Consider the following 14,225-nt stretch of genomic DNA (forward strand, 5'->3'; position numbering starts at 1 on the left):
CTGTTTCCGGCAAGGAGCCCGTGAGACGTCTCAGACCGCGCCGTCAGTGAACTGGAGCCGGGCGAGGCGCGCATAGAGCCCGCCTTCGGCCACAAGCGCCGCGTGGGTGCCCTCGGCGACGATCCGGCCTTCCTCGAAAACCACGATCCGGTCAGCGCGCTTCACCGTCGCGAGGCGGTGAGCGATGATGAGCGTGGTGCGGCCCCGCGCCAGCGTCTCGACTGCCGACTGCACCGCGCGCTCGCTCTCGGCATCGAGTGCGCTCGTCGCTTCGTCCAGCAGCAGGACAGGCGCGTCGCGCAGGATCGCGCGGGCGATCGCCAGCCGCTGGCGCTGGCCGCCCGACAGCATCACGCCGCGCTCGCCCACGTGGGTGTCGTAGCCCTCCGGCAGGCGCGAGATGAACTCGTGCGCCGCCGCGGCGCTGGCGGCCGCCTCAACCTCGGCGTCGCTCGCCTCCGGCCGGCCGAAGCGGATGTTCTCCCGCGCGCTGGTGGCGAAGACCACCGGCTCCTGCGGCACCAGCGCCAGCTGGCGGCGCAGGTCGGTCAGGGCAAGGTCGCGGATGTTGATGTCGTCGAGGGTGATCCGCCCGGTGTCCGGGTCGAAGAACCGCATGAGCAGCTGAAAGACCGTGGTCTTGCCGGCGCCGGACGGCCCGACCAGCGCCACGGTCTCGCCGGGGGCGATCGTGAGGTTCACCCCCTCGAGCGCGCTCTGGGTCGGTCGCGCGGGGTAGTGGAAGGTCACGTCCTCGAAGGCGATCCGGCCCTTGACGGGCGATGGCAGGGCGCGCGGATGGGCGGGCTCCTCGATCGGGTCGATGGCGGTGAGAAGCTCGTTCATCCGCTCCGTGGCACCGGCGGCCCGCTGCAACTCGCCCCAGATCTCGGAAAGCGACCCCACCGAGCCCGCGACGATCACCGAATAGATCACGAACTGCACCAGCTCGCCCGCGCTCATCGTGCCGTCGCGCACGTCGCGGGCGCCGATCCAGAGCACCGCGACGATGGCGGCGAAGACAAGGAAGATGACGATCGCCGTCATCACCGCGCGGGTGCGGATCCGGGCCTGCGCCGCATCGAAGGACGCCTCGGTCAGGGCGCCGAATTCGGCGCGGCTCGCCGCCTCGTGGGTATATGCCTGCACGGTCTGCGCCGCGAGGAGCGTCTCCGAGGCCCGGCCGCTCGACTCCGCGATCCGGTCCTGGCTGAGCCGTGACAGCCCGCGGAGTCGGCGACCAAGCGTCAGGATCGGCACGACGACGAACGGCACGCCGATCAGCACGAGGCCGGTGAGCTTCGGGCTCGTCCAGAACAGGAGACCGAGGCCGCCGACCAGCGTCAGCACGTTGCGCAGCGCCACCGAGACCGACGAGCCGATGACCGAGAGCACGACCGTGGTGTCGGTCGTCAGCCGCGACAGGACCTCGCCGGTCATCAGCCGCTCGTAGAAGCCGGGGCTCATGCCGATCACCCGGTCGTAGATCGCCCGGCGGATGTCCGCGACCACCCGCTCGCCGAGCCGCGTCACGAAGTAGTACCGTGCGGCGGTGCCGAGTGCGAGAAGCGCGGCGATGGCGAGCGCGCCGGCGAAATAGGCGTTCACCAGCTCGATCGACTCGCCAAAGAAGTTGTCGACCACCCGCCGCACCGCGAGCGGCAGGCTGAGCGACAGCGCAGCGGTCGCGGTCAGCGCGAGCAGCGCACCGATGACCCACAGGCGGTAGGGCCGCAGGAACGGCCAGAGGCCCCGCAGCGGGCCGACGGTCGCTGCCTTGGCGCGATCCACGCCGATGTCTTTTCGCGCCATTCCTCACTCCGCCTGGGTGCGCCCGCGCCTTAGCAAAGCCCGGACGCCGCGCCAAGCAGGCGCGGCGTCACAGGGAAGAGCGGGTCCTGGGGAGGGCTTCACAGGGCGCGGGGGATCACCCCGCCGCCGCGACCGCCCGCCGGGTCATCACACCGATGAGGTGCGCGCGATATTCCGGCGTGCCGTGCATGTCGCCGATCATGCCGTCGGAGTCCGCCGACAGACCCTCGACCGCCGAGGGGCTGAAATCGGCGCTGAGGGCTTCCTCGGCTTCCGTCCAGCGGAAAACTCCGTTCTCCGCGGCACCGGTCACCGCGACGCGCACGCCGTCGGCGAACTTCGCCACGAAGACCGCGACCAGCGGGAAGCGGGAAGCGGGCTGGCGGATCTTCTCGTAGTGCGCCGCCTGCGGGATCGGGAAGATCACCTCGGTGATGATCTCGCCCTCATCGAGCGCGGTGGCGAACATGCCCTGGAAGTAGTCGTCCGCGGCGATCTCACGCTTGTTGGTGACGATCGTCGCGCCTGAGGCGAGTGCTGCCGCCGGGTAGCAGGCCGAGGGGTCGTTGTTGGCAAGGCTGCCGCCGATCGTGCCGCGGTTGCGCACATGCGGATCACCAATGCGCTCGGCGAGCGAGGCGAGGGCGGGATAGGCCTTCGCCACCTCGTGCGCCACGGTGGCGTGCGGCGTGCCGCCGCCGATGCGCACCTCGTCCCCCTCGACCGTCACGCCGCGAAGCTCGGCGATGCCGCCGAGGCTCACAAGCTTCTCGGGCATGGCGAGGCGAGCCTTCAGCGTCGGAATGAGCGTCTGACCGCCGCCGAGGGCCTGCGCGCCGTCCTCGGCGAGGGCGGCCACCGCTTCCGCGACCGTGGCCGGCCGCACCAGTTCGAATGCGTACATGCGTCTTTCCCCCTCAGGCCCTGGCGGCCTGAATCGCCGCCCAGACCCGCGAGGGGGTGAGTGGCATGTTGATGTGGTCGACCTTGATCCCGCCGCTGTTCAGCGCGTCGAGCACGGCGTTGACGAACGCCGGCGGCGAGCCGATGGCGCCAGCCTCGCCGCAGCCCTTCACCCCCAGCGGATTGTGGGTGCAGGGCGTGACGCAGGAATGGTCGACCTTGTAGTTCGGCACGTCGTTCGACCGCGGCATGGCATAGTCCATGTAGCTGCCGGTGGTGATCTGCCCGTTCTCGTCGTAGCCGGCGGCCTCGAGCATGGCCTGACCGATGCCCTGGGCGATGCCGCCGTGGACCTGTCCCTCGACGATCATCGGGTTCACCACGTTGCCGAAGTCATCGGCTGCGGCAAAGCCCAGCACCGTCACGACGCCGGTCTCGGGATCGACCTCGACCTCGCAGGCATAGGCGCCGGCGGGGTAGGTGAAGTTCGACGGGTCATAGAACGCCGTCTCCTCGAGCCCGGGCTCGATCTGGTCGAGCGGGTAGTTGTGCGGCACGTAGGCCGCGAGCGTCACGTCCGCCCACGCCACCGACTTGTCGGTGCCCGCGACGGAGAAGCGCCCGTCCTTGAGCTCGATGTCGGTCTCCGCCGCTTCCATCAGGTGCGCCGCGATCTTCTTCGCCTTGGCGATGATCTTGTCCACCGCCTTGACGATCGCCGACCCGCCGACCGCGAGCGAGCGCGAGCCGTAGGTGCCCATGCCGAACGGCACCTTCGCCGTGTCGCCGTGGGAGATCTCGATGGAACCCGCGTCGATGCCGAGCATCGAGGCGACGACCTGCGGGAACGTCGTCTCGTGGCCCTGGCCGTGGCTGTGGCTGCCGGTGAAGACGGTGATGCCGCCTGTCGGGTTCACCCGCACCGTCGCCGCCTCGTAGAGGCCGGCACGGGCGCCGAGCTGGCCCACGAGGTTCGACGGCGCGATGCCGCAGGCCTCGATGTAGGACGAGATGCCAAGACCGCGCAGGCGGCCGCGCGCCGCGCTCTCCTCCCGCCGCGCCGGGAAGCCCGCCACGTCGGCGATCTCGATGAGCTTGTCCATCAGCGCGTTGTAGTCGCCGATGTCGTAGTTCACCGCCACAGGCGTCTGGTACGGGAATTCCGTCACGTAGTTGCGCCGGCGGATCTCGATCGGGTCGATCCCGAGCTCGCGCGCCGCCTTGTCGATGACCCGCTCGATCTGGAACGTCGCCTCCGGCCGCCCGGCGCCACGATAGGCGTCGACCGGCACGGTGTTGGTGAAGACCGCGCGCACGTTCACGTAAATCTGCGGCGTCTTGTAGTTCCCGGCCATCAGCGTGCCGTGCAGATAGGTCGGGATCGACGGCGCGAAGGTCGAGAGATAGGCGCCCATGTTCGCGAGCGTCGTGGAGCGCAGCGCGAGGAAGGTGCCGTCCTTCTCGGTCGCAAGCTCGATCTTCGTCACATGGTCGCGCCCGTGGGCGTCGGACATGAACGCCTCCGACCGCGTCGACGTCCACTTCACCGGCCGTCCCACCACCTTCGCGGCGGCGGTGACGAACGCCTCCTCGGCGTAGTGGAAGATCTTCGAGCCGAAGCCGCCGCCCACGTCGGGCGCCACCACCCGAAGCTTCTGCTCGGGGATGCTGAGCACGAACGCCCCCATCAGCAGCCGGATGACATGCGGGTTCTGGCTCGTGGTGTAGAGCGTGTGCTGGTCGTCGGCCTGGTCATAGTCGCCGAGCGCCACGCGCGGCTCCATGGCGTTCGGGATCAGCCGGTTGTTGACGAGTTCGAGGGTCGTCACGTGCGGCGCCGCCTTGATCGCGGCGTCGACCGCATCGCGGTTGTCCTCGACGAAGCCCCAGTCGAAGCAGAGGTTGGTGCCCATGTCGTCATGGACGAGTGCGGAGCCCGCCTCGAGGGCGGCGCGCATATCGACGACGGCGGGCAGTTCCTCGATGTCGACCTCGATCGCCTCGGCTGCGTCGCGGGCCTGGGCGCGGGTCTCGGCCACCACCGCGGCGATCGGGTCGCCCACGTGGCGAACCTTGCCCTCTGCGAGGATCGGGTGCTTCGGCTCCTTCATCGGCTCGCCCTGGCGGTCGTGGATCTGCCAGCCCGCCGGAATGCCGCCGGCCGTGGTGAAGTCGGCCGAGGTGAAGATCTTCACGACACCGGGCATCGCCTCGGCGGCGCTGGTGTCGAGCTTCGTGATCCGCCCGTGCGCCACGTCGGAGCGCAGGAACCAGACGTAGGTCTGGTCCGGACGGTTGTAGTCGTCGGTGTAACGGCCTTTCCCGGTCAGGAAACGCACGTCCTCGCGGCGCTTGGTGCTCGCGCCGATCCCGCCATCAGGCATCGTTCCCTCCCTGGCTTATTCTGCTGCGACGCGGTTCGAGCCGAGCTCGGCCGCGGCGGCCTGGATTGCCTTGACGATGTTGTGATAGCCCGTGCACCGGCAGATGTTGCCTTCGAGATACTCCCGGATCTCGGCCTCGCTCGGCGCCGGGTTCTCCTTCAGGAGCGACGTCGCCGTCATCACCATGCCGGGCGTGCAGTAGCCGCACTGCAGCCCGTGATGGGTCTGGAACGCCGCCTGCACCACGGAGAGCGAGCCGTCCTTGCCGGCGATGCCCTCGATCGTCGTCACCTCGGCACCGTCCGCCTCGAGGGCGAAGATGTTGCACGACTTGATGGAGTTGCCGTTCACGTGGACCACGCAGGCGCCGCACTGCGCAGTGTCGCAGCCGACGTGCGTGCCGGTGAGCCGCAGGCCCTCCCGGAGGAATTCCACCAGAAGCGTGCGTCCCTCGACTTCGCCGGAAACCTTCCGGCCATTCACAGTCATGGATACCTGCGGCATCCGATCCCTCCCAAAATCGATGTGCCTCCGGTCCGCGACGTTGCGGAACCGGTGGGTGTCTCGGCCACATCTGATGCGGAACGGCGCGAGATTCCAAGTGACTTTTGGTGCCGGCAGCCAAAATGCGCGCTCTCAGCACGACTTGGCCGCTCCCGGCGCGCCCGGAACTCGCGCGGCGGGATATGACCTGACGCCCGGCTCGTACCGGACGAGGGCGGGCGGTCCCGGGCGTACGGGCCCGCGACGTTGCGCGCCTTGCTCCACCTGTCACAATGGACTACCCCTCTCGCCGACACAGCAAGGGGGGAAGTCATGATCGGTCGTCTCAATCACGTCGCGATCGCGGTGCCCGACCTCGACGCTGCCGCGGCGCAGTACCGAGACACGCTCGGCGCGACCGTGCGCCCGCCACAGCCCGAGCCCGACCACGGCGTGACGGTCGTCTTCATCGAGCTGCCGAACACCAAGATCGAGCTCCTGCATCCGCTGGGCGAGGGCTCGCCGATCGCGGCCTTCCTTGCCAAGAACCCCGCCGGCGGCATCCATCACATCTGCTACGAGGTCGACGACATCCTCGCCGCCCGCGACCGGCTGAAGGCTGCGGGCGCCCGCGTGCTCGGCGACGGCGAGCCGAAGATCGGCGCCCATGGCAAGCCGGTGCTCTTCCTGCACCCCAAGGACTTCAACGGCGCGCTCGTCGAACTGGAACAGGCATGAGCATCATCTCCGCCATCGTCCTGTTCTGGATGATCTGGTTCCTCACCCTGCTCTGCATCATCCCCATCGGGCTGCAGACCCAGGGCGAGAGCGGCAAGACCGTGGAGGGGACGCCGTCCTCGGCCCCGGTCAACCCGATGATCCGCAAGAAGGCGCTTCAGACCACCGTCGTCACCATCGTGGTCTGGGCCTCGGTCTGCGCCTTCATCGTCTGGGGCGGCGTCTCGGTGCGCGACATCGACTTCTTCCACCGGATGAGCCCGGTGGCCGAAACCTCGGCGCCCGAGGCCACGGTTCCCGCGCCGGCAACCCCTTCGCGGTAAGCCCGTCGCACCGGGCCGCGTGACAGGACATGGCCGGCCACCCGTGCTAACCTGTCGGTTCCCGGAACATCGGCCCGGGACATCTGCCCGGACATCGGAAGGAGCCTTGCCCATGAAGATCGCTACCGCACTTGTCGCCGCGCTGGTGCTCGCCGGCGCCGCCACGTCGGCGATGGCCTGCGGCGCCGCCAAGCAGACCACGGCGCAAAACCAGCAGGAGCAGCTTCTGCCACCGCAGGACGCGCGCAGCTGACGCGCTGCCCGGACGCTCGCCCGACCACGGCGAGCGTCCCCTAATACAACCGTAGATAGAATTTCGGTTGCACTGCTCTCGCAATAATCGGATAACGGGGCATCACCTTCCTTCTGGAGGAGCCCATGCCTCGTGCTCGGGTCCGCGCCCTGATGGCGCGGGCCGCCCGCATCGCCGTGCCGATCGCCCCGGCGATCGCGTCCGCGATCTCCCTCGCTCCCGCCATTGCCGAGGCCGCGGCCATCGAACGATCGGTGCCCTCGACCAGCCGCATCCTCTTCGAGACCGGCCGCTACGGCGAGTTCGGCACCACATGGATCGCCGCGCGCCAGAACGGCATCGGGGCGGACCTCTCGCCCCTCGGGACGCCCGCGGTCCTCGACGGCCGCACCGGTAACATGTTCGACGCCATGTGGTCGCTCGACGGGGCGCTGAAGGCCGACCTCGGCGAGCGCCTGTCCTTCGCGCTGATCCTCGATCAGCCCTATGGCGCGCGCACCACCTATCCCGGCGGAGGCACCCCCGTCGCCGCCTTCTACGGAGGCACCCTGGCGCGTCTCGACACGTGGGAGGCGAGCGGCATCCTCGCGTGGGACGTGACGCCTTCGCTCAAGGCCTATGCCGGCCTGCGGGCGCAGTGGCTGGAGGCGCGCGCCGACATCCCGTTCATGGCCGGCTACACCGTCCGGGGGAGGGGTGACTGGGGCATGGGCTATGTGGCCGGCCTCGCGTTCGAGCGGCCGGAGATCGCCTTTCGCGCCGCGCTCACCTACGGCTCCGCCATCCGCCACCGCCTCGCAACCGCCGAGAGCACGGCTCTCGCCCACCAGTCAGGCACCACCGCGATCGACACCCCGCAGGCGGTGACCTTCGAGATCCAGTCCGGCATCGCCCCCCGCACCCTCGCCTTCGGTTCGCTGCGCTGGGTGGAGTGGTCGGACTTCAGCATCGACCCGATGCTCTATCGCGAGATGATCGGCGAACCGCTGGTCGAGTACTCCGGCGACGGCTGGACCTGGACCGCCGGCCTCGCGCACCAGTTGACCGACGCCCTCGCGGGCGCGCTCTCGGTCACCTACGAGCCGACGACCGGCGGCAAGCTCACCACCCTCGGGCCGCAGGACGGCCGCGCCTCCGCGACCGCCGCCCTGAGCTACGACTTCGGCGCGGCAAACCTCACCGGCGGGGTGACGTGGGGCCGCATCGGCGACACACGGAACGGGCTCGACACCCGTTTCGACGACGGCTCCGCCCTCGGCCTCGGTCTCCGGCTCGGCGTCAGTTTCTGAGGGCAGGGGGCCTCGGGCCGGACCCGCCGGTCGTTCGCAAATCCGGTATACTCTCGGCCATATGGCCGGGGGGCCGATGACCATTTCCATGACCGACCGCCTGGAGCGCCAGGGGAAGCAGTTGCGGGTCGTGCCTTATCCGCACCGGGCCGCCGAACTCGAGCGGCAGGTCGAGCGCGCCAGGCAGGCCTGGAGGGCGGAGCTTCACGCCGCCGAGGCCTCCGGCACCGTCCGGGGCTGGTGGCAGCGCCTGAAGTTCCGGCGGCGCCTGGGCAGGGATCCCGCAATCCGGGAGTTGAGCCAGATGCACTCCTTGCCATTTGTGTGGCTCATGGTGTTTTCAAATGCGTTCTGGACATCCCACGTGACGCGGCCCTTCCTGCTGGTCCCCGTCCTCGTGCTGATCGTGATGATTCTCGATCCGTTCCTGGTCTGGATCGGATCGCGCCTCGTTCCCCACGGCGGCTTTACCCGCTGGCAGTTTGTCGGAGTAAGTTTCGCAAGCCTCGGAGTGTCTGTGGCGATCGTTGTTTGGATTGCACTTCTACTATCAAGGTGAGCATCAGTAAGTGGTTCAATCTGACCAGTACGTGAGAAAGTGTATATGAGAATATAATAGTTGACCCATCCGCGCAACTGGCTCTGTCCGTGGGGCAGTCGCGCGTATGACATGGCCCCCCTTGACAGCCGCGGGGCTCTCGATACGCCGCCCCAGGACCGCCTTGTACCCGGCCCGCGCGATCGAACTCGGCGCAGGGAGGGACGTCTCAACCCCGAGGGCATCTCCGGGAATTCAGGCCACCAACGCCCCCGTCGCCTTCCCAGGGCGCCCGGCAGCCCGGCTATGGCTGCCGCTCGCACTTCCTCGCCGCCCTGATTCCAGATCCCGTCTTCGTCGGGATCGGCTCGCCCTTCGTCCCGCGCGACTGTTTCACCTTTCGGAGAGCCCCGTGGCCTTCCTCGCCGGCATCTGCCTCGTCGCGTTCGGCCAGTCGATCGTCCGCTTCCTGCTCCGGAGCTGACCCGCACGGTTGCGTTCGACCCGACCCCCGTCCTATGGAACAGTGGCTCGGCAGCACCTTGGGGGGCGGGGAATGGACGCGGATTTCGTCGCGGCGGTGCGGGAAGCAGCCGCAGAACTCGCGTCCGTGCTCGAGCCGACGCCGCTCCAGCGCAACGACTTCCTCTCGGCCCGCTACGGCGCCGACATCTGGCTGAAGCGCGAGGATCTGACCCCGGTCCGTTCCTACAAGCTCCGCGGGGCCTTCAACGCCATGCGCAAGGTCCTCGCCCGGCCCGAGGCGCCCAACCGCTTCGTCTGCGCTTCCGCCGGCAACCACGCCCAGGGCCTCGCCTACGCCTGCCGGCATTTCGGCGTCGATGGCGTCGTCTTCATGCCGGTGACCACACCGCAGCAAAAGATCGACAAGACCCGCGCCTTCGGCGGCGGCCGCGTCCAGATCCGCCTCATCGGCGACTACGTCGACGCGACCCTCGCCGCTGCGAAGGCCTTCGCAGCCGCCGAGGGTGCGCACTTCCTGCCGCCCTTCGACGACCCCGACGTGATCGAAGGTCAGGCGACCTGCGGCCTCGAGATCCTCGACCAGCTCGGCCGCGCCCCCGATCTCCTCGTCGTCCCGGTCGGCGGCGGCGGCCTCTCTTCGGGGCTGCGGTCCGTCTTCACGGCGCTGGCCCCCGCAACGCCCCTTCTGCTGGTGGAGCCCGCCGGTGCCACGAGCCTCCACGCGGCGCTCATCGCCGGGCACCCGGTGACGCTCCCCGAGGTCGACAACTTCGTCGACGGCGCCGCCGTGGCCCGGATCGGCGACCTGAACTTCGCCGCCCTCGCCAGCCTCGACCCCTCCGCCGTCATCCACGTCACCGAAGACCGGATCTGCGCCACGATGATCGAGATGCTGAACGTCGAGGGCGTCGTCCTCGAGCCGGCCGGCGCGCTTGCCATCGACGCGCTCCGCGATCTCGACATCGCCGGCAAGACCGTGGTCGCGGTGGTCTCGGGCGGCAACTTCGACTTCGAGCGGCTGCCCGATGTCAGGGAACGGGCGCTGCGCTGGGAGGGCCGGAAGAAGTACTATATCCTCCGCCTGCCACAGCGCCCGGGCGCGCTCCGCGAATTCCTCGAAACCCTCGGGCCCGACGACGACATCAGCCGCTTCGAGTACCTGAAGAAGTCCGCCCGCAACTTCGGCTCGGTCCTGATCGGCATCGAGACCCGCGAGCGGGGAAATTTCGCCGGGCTGGAGACGCGGGTCGCCGCCGCCGGCTTCACCTGGCTCGACATCACGTCCGACGCCGTCATCACCAACCTGATCATTTGAGCCCATGCAACTTGCCTCGACCACCTACGGCCCCGCCACCGAGCATCGGCCGCTTCTCATCGTCCACGGCCTCTTCGGCTCGCAGCGGAACTGGAGCGCCATCGCCAAGCGCCTCGCGCTGCACCGGCAGGTGGTGACGGTCGACCTGCGCAACCACGGCCAGAGCCCGTGGAGCCCGACCCACGACTATCCCGCCATGGCCGCGGACCTCGCCCGCGTGATCACCGCCCACGCCGGGCGGATGGACGTGCTCGGCCACTCCATGGGCGGCAAGGCCGCAATGACGCTGGCGCTGACCGAGCCCGACCGGGTGGGGCGCCTCATCGTCGCCGACATCGCGCCGGTCGCCTACCGCCACAATCAGATGCAATACGTCAACGCGATGCGCGGAATCGACCTCTCGGGCGTCACCCGCCGCTCGCAGGCCGACGCGGCCCTCGCGGAAACGGTGCCCGAGGCCGCGGTCCGGGCGTTCCTGCTGACCAGCCTCGCCGTCGAGAGTGGCCACGCCGAGTGGCGCCTGAACCTCGAGGCGCTCGCCGCCGAGATGCCGAAAATCCTCGACTTCCCCGCGATCGAGGCGCGCTTCACCGGGCCGACGCTGTTCCTGACCGGCGCCACCTCGGACTACGTGCGTCCCGCCTACCGCGAGCGGGTGCTTGCGCGCTTTCCGGCGGCCGAGCACGAAGCCCTGGCGAACGCCGGCCACTGGCTGCACGCCGACGCCCCGAACGCCTTCGTCGCCGCGGTGGAATGCTTCCTCGATCGGCAGGACTAGCCTCTGGACGCGCGCTCTGGCGGTTGCTAAGGGAAGCGCGCGCCGCAGTAGCTCAGCTGGTAGAGCACGTCATTCGTAATGATGGGGTCGGGGGTTCGAGTCCCTTCTGCGGCACCACCATCCCGTTCGCCAATGTGCGCGGATGATTGAGAACCATCGGAAATTGTGAGATAATTTAAGCCGGCCTGAACGCCGGTGTCCGCTTTCGTCCGCCCACAATCGGATGAAGGTGGGGGCCTTCGCGGGGGCCTCCCGATTGGTCTCGAGTTGAAAGGCCCCCAAAGTGCCGCTGACCGATTCCGCGATCCGCGCGCTGAAGCCCCGGACGACTGCGTACAAGGCGGCTGACGAGAGAGGGCTGTGAGGCGACGTACCCGCATCGTGTCACCGGCCGGCGGTGCCCGTGCCTGATCCTTCCGCATTCGCGGTCAGGCCAGGAACCTGTCACATTGCCGGCCGGTCGGACGGCCTGCGAGCGCATTTCGCACGGCGAACGACGTTGCCGGCGGCTTTGCGCGGACCCGCCGGAACTGAAAACCGAAGAGGGCATGCAGCCGCCGCGATCGCCGAGGCTGCATGCCCTCTCTCGGCCGGCCTATTCGCCGTAGGGCAGCCAGACGTTCTTGACCTGAGTGGCCTGGCGCAGGGCCTCGCCGTCTGTTGCGCCGTCGGGGCCCGGGAGCCAGACCCGTTTCAGGTTGCCGATCGACGCCCGCTCTACGGTCGCGCGGCCTTCGTCGGGGCCCGCGTACCACAGCGCATCGACGTCGTTGTGGAGCGCGAGGACCTCGGCGAGGGCCTCGGCCTCGCCCGTCACGATGTTGACGACGCCATCAGGCAGGTCCGATGTGTCGAAAACCTGATAGAGGTCCGTCGCGGACAACGGATGGGCCTCGCTCGGAACGGCGATGACACGGTTGCCAGTGGCGATCGCGGGTGCCACCAGGTCGATCAGCCCAGCCAGCGGGCGGTCTGCCGGACAGACGATACCGATGACGCCGGTCGCTTCGTTCATCGCGAGGACCGCACCCTGCATCGGGACAGAATGGACCGCGCCATCATGCTTGTCGGCCCATGCGGCGTACGTGAAGAGGCTGTCGAGCGCTTCGTCGACCTCTGACGACGCGTCGTCCTGGCCGGTCATCGCCATGATCCGTGCCTCGAACTCCTGACGGCGCGCGGCGAGGTTCTCGGCGATGAAGTAGAGCACCTGCGACCGCGCGTATCCCGTGGTGCCGCTCCAGGCCGCGGCCCTCCGGGCCGCCTCGACCGCGTTGCGGACGTCCTTGCGATTGCCCTGCCCGACGTGGCCCAGCAACACGCCGCCGGTGCCGATGACCCCGATGGAGTAGCCGGCGTCCGGCCGGACCTGCTTGCCGCCGATGTAGAGCTTCGGCGTGCGGTCGATGCCGGTGACAGCCGCGGCCTTCAGCTTCCGCCCGGCCTTCTTTGGCGCCGCCGGCCGGCCCACCGGCTTGAGGTAGGCATAGAGTCCCTCCCTGCCGCCTTCTCTGCCATACCCCGATTCCTTCACGCCGCCGAATCCGGCCGCGGCGTCGAAGAGGTTGGCGGAGTTGACCCAGACCACGCCCGCCCGAAGCTTCGGCGCCATGTCGAGCGCGAGATTGACGTTCTCGGTCCAGACACTCGCGGCGAGCCCGTATCGGGTATGGTTGGCGATCTCGACCGCCTCCCCGGGGGTGCGAAAGGTCATCGCCACCAGCACGGGGCCGAAGATCTCCTCCTGCGCCACGAGATGCGCCGGCTCGACATTGGTGAGGAGCGTCGGCGGATAGAAGTGACCATTTGATGGCACGTCGCAGGGGGCTTGGGTGAGCGTCGCCCCTTCGCTGCATCCCGCGGCGACGAGCGTCCTGATACGCGCGAGTTGCTCGGCCGAGACGATCGGCCCCATGTCGACATTCTTGTCGAGCGGATCCCCGACCCGGAGGGTGCGCAGGCGGGCAGCGAGCTTGGCGTAGAGGCTTTCCGCAATGCCTTCCTGTGCCAGCAGACGCGAACCGGCGCAGCACACCTGGCCCTGATTGAACCAGATCGAGTCGACGATGCCCTCGACGGCGCTGTCGAGATCAGCGTCGTCGAACACGATGAACGGCGACTTGCCGCCAAGCTCCAGCGTGAGGCTCTTGCCGGTCCCGGCGGTCCGCTCGCGGATCATCTTGCCGACCGCCGTCGAGCCGGTGAAGGCAATCTTGTTGACGTCCGGATGGTCGACGAGCGCCGCGCCGGTCGAACCGTCGCCGGTGACGATGTTGACGACGCCCTTCGGCAGGCCGACGTCCTGGCAGATCCGCGCGAACAGGAGCGCGGTCAGCGGCGTCTGCTCGGCGGGCTTCAGCACCACGGTGTTGCCCATCGCGATGGCGGGCGCCACCTTCCATGCGAGCATGAGGAGCGGGAAGTTCCAGGGGATGATCTGTCCGGCGACGCCGAGAGGCTCGTGGCCGGGGAACTCCTTCGCCTGAAGCGTCGCCCAACCGGCATGGTAGTAAAAATGTCGGATCGCCAGCGGGACATCGATGTCCCGGCTCTCGCGGATGGTCTTGCCATTGTCCATGGACTCGAGGACGGCGAAGAGGCGGGCATGCTTTTGCATGTGCCGCGCCAGGGCATAGAGGTATTTCGCCCGCTCGACGCCCCGCAGCGCCGCCCAGCCGCGCTGCCTTCACGGCGGCGTCGATGTCGTCGGCACCGGCCAAGGCGATCTCCGAGAGCGTTTCGCCGGTCGCCGGCGAATGGGTCTCGAGATAGCTTCCCGACGCCGGCGCGGTGGTGGCGCCATCGATGAACAGGTCGAATCGGCGGCCCGCCGAGTCGAGCCACGCAAGGGCTTCCGCTTTCCCTTCGGGGGCCGGGCCGTACTCCATGGTTTCGAATATCTCTCTTACGGTCATGTCTTTGT

At 68.7% G+C, this 14,225-nt stretch carries 11 protein-coding genes, 1 tRNA gene and 1 pseudogene; 8 read left to right on the forward strand and 5 right to left on the reverse strand.

Going from position 1 to position 14,225, the window contains the following annotated elements:
* Nucleotides 1-30 precede the first annotated feature (30 nt).
* The 4 genes from HNP73_RS16450 to HNP73_RS16465 form a co-directional block, all read right to left on the reverse strand.
* Nucleotides 31-1,812 (reverse strand): ABC transporter transmembrane domain-containing protein, encoded by a 1,782-nt coding sequence (locus HNP73_RS16450; RefSeq protein WP_184152097.1) that lies wholly within the window; start codon nucleotides 1,810-1,812, stop codon nucleotides 31-33.
* A 115-nt stretch (nucleotides 1,813-1,927) separates the two neighbouring features.
* Nucleotides 1,928-2,716, reverse strand: a complete 789-nt coding sequence (locus tag HNP73_RS16455; RefSeq protein ID WP_184152100.1) for an FAD binding domain-containing protein — start codon at nucleotides 2,714-2,716, stop codon at nucleotides 1,928-1,930.
* A gap of 13 nt (nucleotides 2,717-2,729) precedes the next feature.
* The gene (locus tag HNP73_RS16460; protein ID WP_184152103.1) at nucleotides 2,730-5,099 is read right to left on the reverse strand and encodes a xanthine dehydrogenase family protein molybdopterin-binding subunit; all 2,370 of its coding nucleotides are present in this window, start codon (nucleotides 5,097-5,099) and stop codon (nucleotides 2,730-2,732) included.
* A 15-nt stretch (nucleotides 5,100-5,114) separates the two neighbouring features.
* A complete protein-coding gene (locus HNP73_RS16465) occupies nucleotides 5,115-5,603 on the reverse strand; it encodes a (2Fe-2S)-binding protein (RefSeq protein WP_184152106.1) in 489 nt (162 codons plus the stop codon).
* A 312-nt stretch (nucleotides 5,604-5,915) separates the two neighbouring features.
* On the opposite strand from HNP73_RS16465, the gene mce reads away from it, so the two are divergent.
* The 8 genes from mce (at nucleotide 5,916) to HNP73_RS16505 (ending at nucleotide 11,419) form a co-directional block, all read left to right on the forward strand.
* Nucleotides 5,916-6,320: a methylmalonyl-CoA epimerase gene (gene mce / locus HNP73_RS16470; RefSeq protein ID WP_184152109.1), complete on the forward strand. Its 405-nt coding sequence runs from the start codon at nucleotides 5,916-5,918 to the stop codon at nucleotides 6,318-6,320.
* Nucleotides 6,317-6,643: a DUF1467 family protein gene (locus HNP73_RS16475; protein ID WP_184152112.1), complete on the forward strand. Its 327-nt coding sequence runs from the start codon at nucleotides 6,317-6,319 to the stop codon at nucleotides 6,641-6,643. Before mce ends, HNP73_RS16475 begins: the two co-directional genes overlap by 4 nt.
* Before the next feature lie 112 nt (nucleotides 6,644-6,755).
* Nucleotides 6,756-6,896: a hypothetical protein gene (locus HNP73_RS16480; RefSeq protein ID WP_184152115.1), complete on the forward strand. Its 141-nt coding sequence runs from the start codon at nucleotides 6,756-6,758 to the stop codon at nucleotides 6,894-6,896.
* A 125-nt stretch (nucleotides 6,897-7,021) separates the two neighbouring features.
* Entirely contained in the window at nucleotides 7,022-8,185 is a 1,164-nt protein-coding gene (locus HNP73_RS16485) for an outer membrane protein transport protein (protein WP_184152118.1), read from the forward strand.
* Nucleotides 8,186-8,261: 76 nt separating this feature from the next.
* A complete protein-coding gene (locus HNP73_RS16490) occupies nucleotides 8,262-8,744 on the forward strand; it encodes a hypothetical protein (RefSeq protein ID WP_184152121.1) in 483 nt (160 codons plus the stop codon).
* A 535-nt stretch (nucleotides 8,745-9,279) separates the two neighbouring features.
* Entirely contained in the window at nucleotides 9,280-10,524 is a 1,245-nt protein-coding gene (gene ilvA, locus HNP73_RS16495; RefSeq protein WP_184152123.1) for a threonine ammonia-lyase IlvA, read from the forward strand.
* 4 nt (nucleotides 10,525-10,528) lie between these two features.
* A complete protein-coding gene (locus HNP73_RS16500; protein ID WP_184152125.1) occupies nucleotides 10,529-11,302 on the forward strand; it encodes an alpha/beta fold hydrolase in 774 nt (257 codons plus the stop codon).
* Nucleotides 11,303-11,343: 41 nt separating this feature from the next.
* Nucleotides 11,344-11,419: transfer RNA gene (locus tag HNP73_RS16505), tRNA-Thr, on the forward strand.
* A 478-nt stretch (nucleotides 11,420-11,897) separates the two neighbouring features.
* Here the strand turns inward: HNP73_RS16505 and HNP73_RS16510 are convergent.
* A pseudogene (locus HNP73_RS16510) lies at nucleotides 11,898-14,217 on the reverse strand (aldehyde dehydrogenase family protein).
* Nucleotides 14,218-14,225: the final 8 nt, after the last annotated feature.

This window comes from Amaricoccus macauensis, from assembly GCF_014201905.1.
Taxonomy (GTDB): Bacteria; Pseudomonadota; Alphaproteobacteria; order Rhodobacterales; family Rhodobacteraceae; genus Amaricoccus; species Amaricoccus macauensis.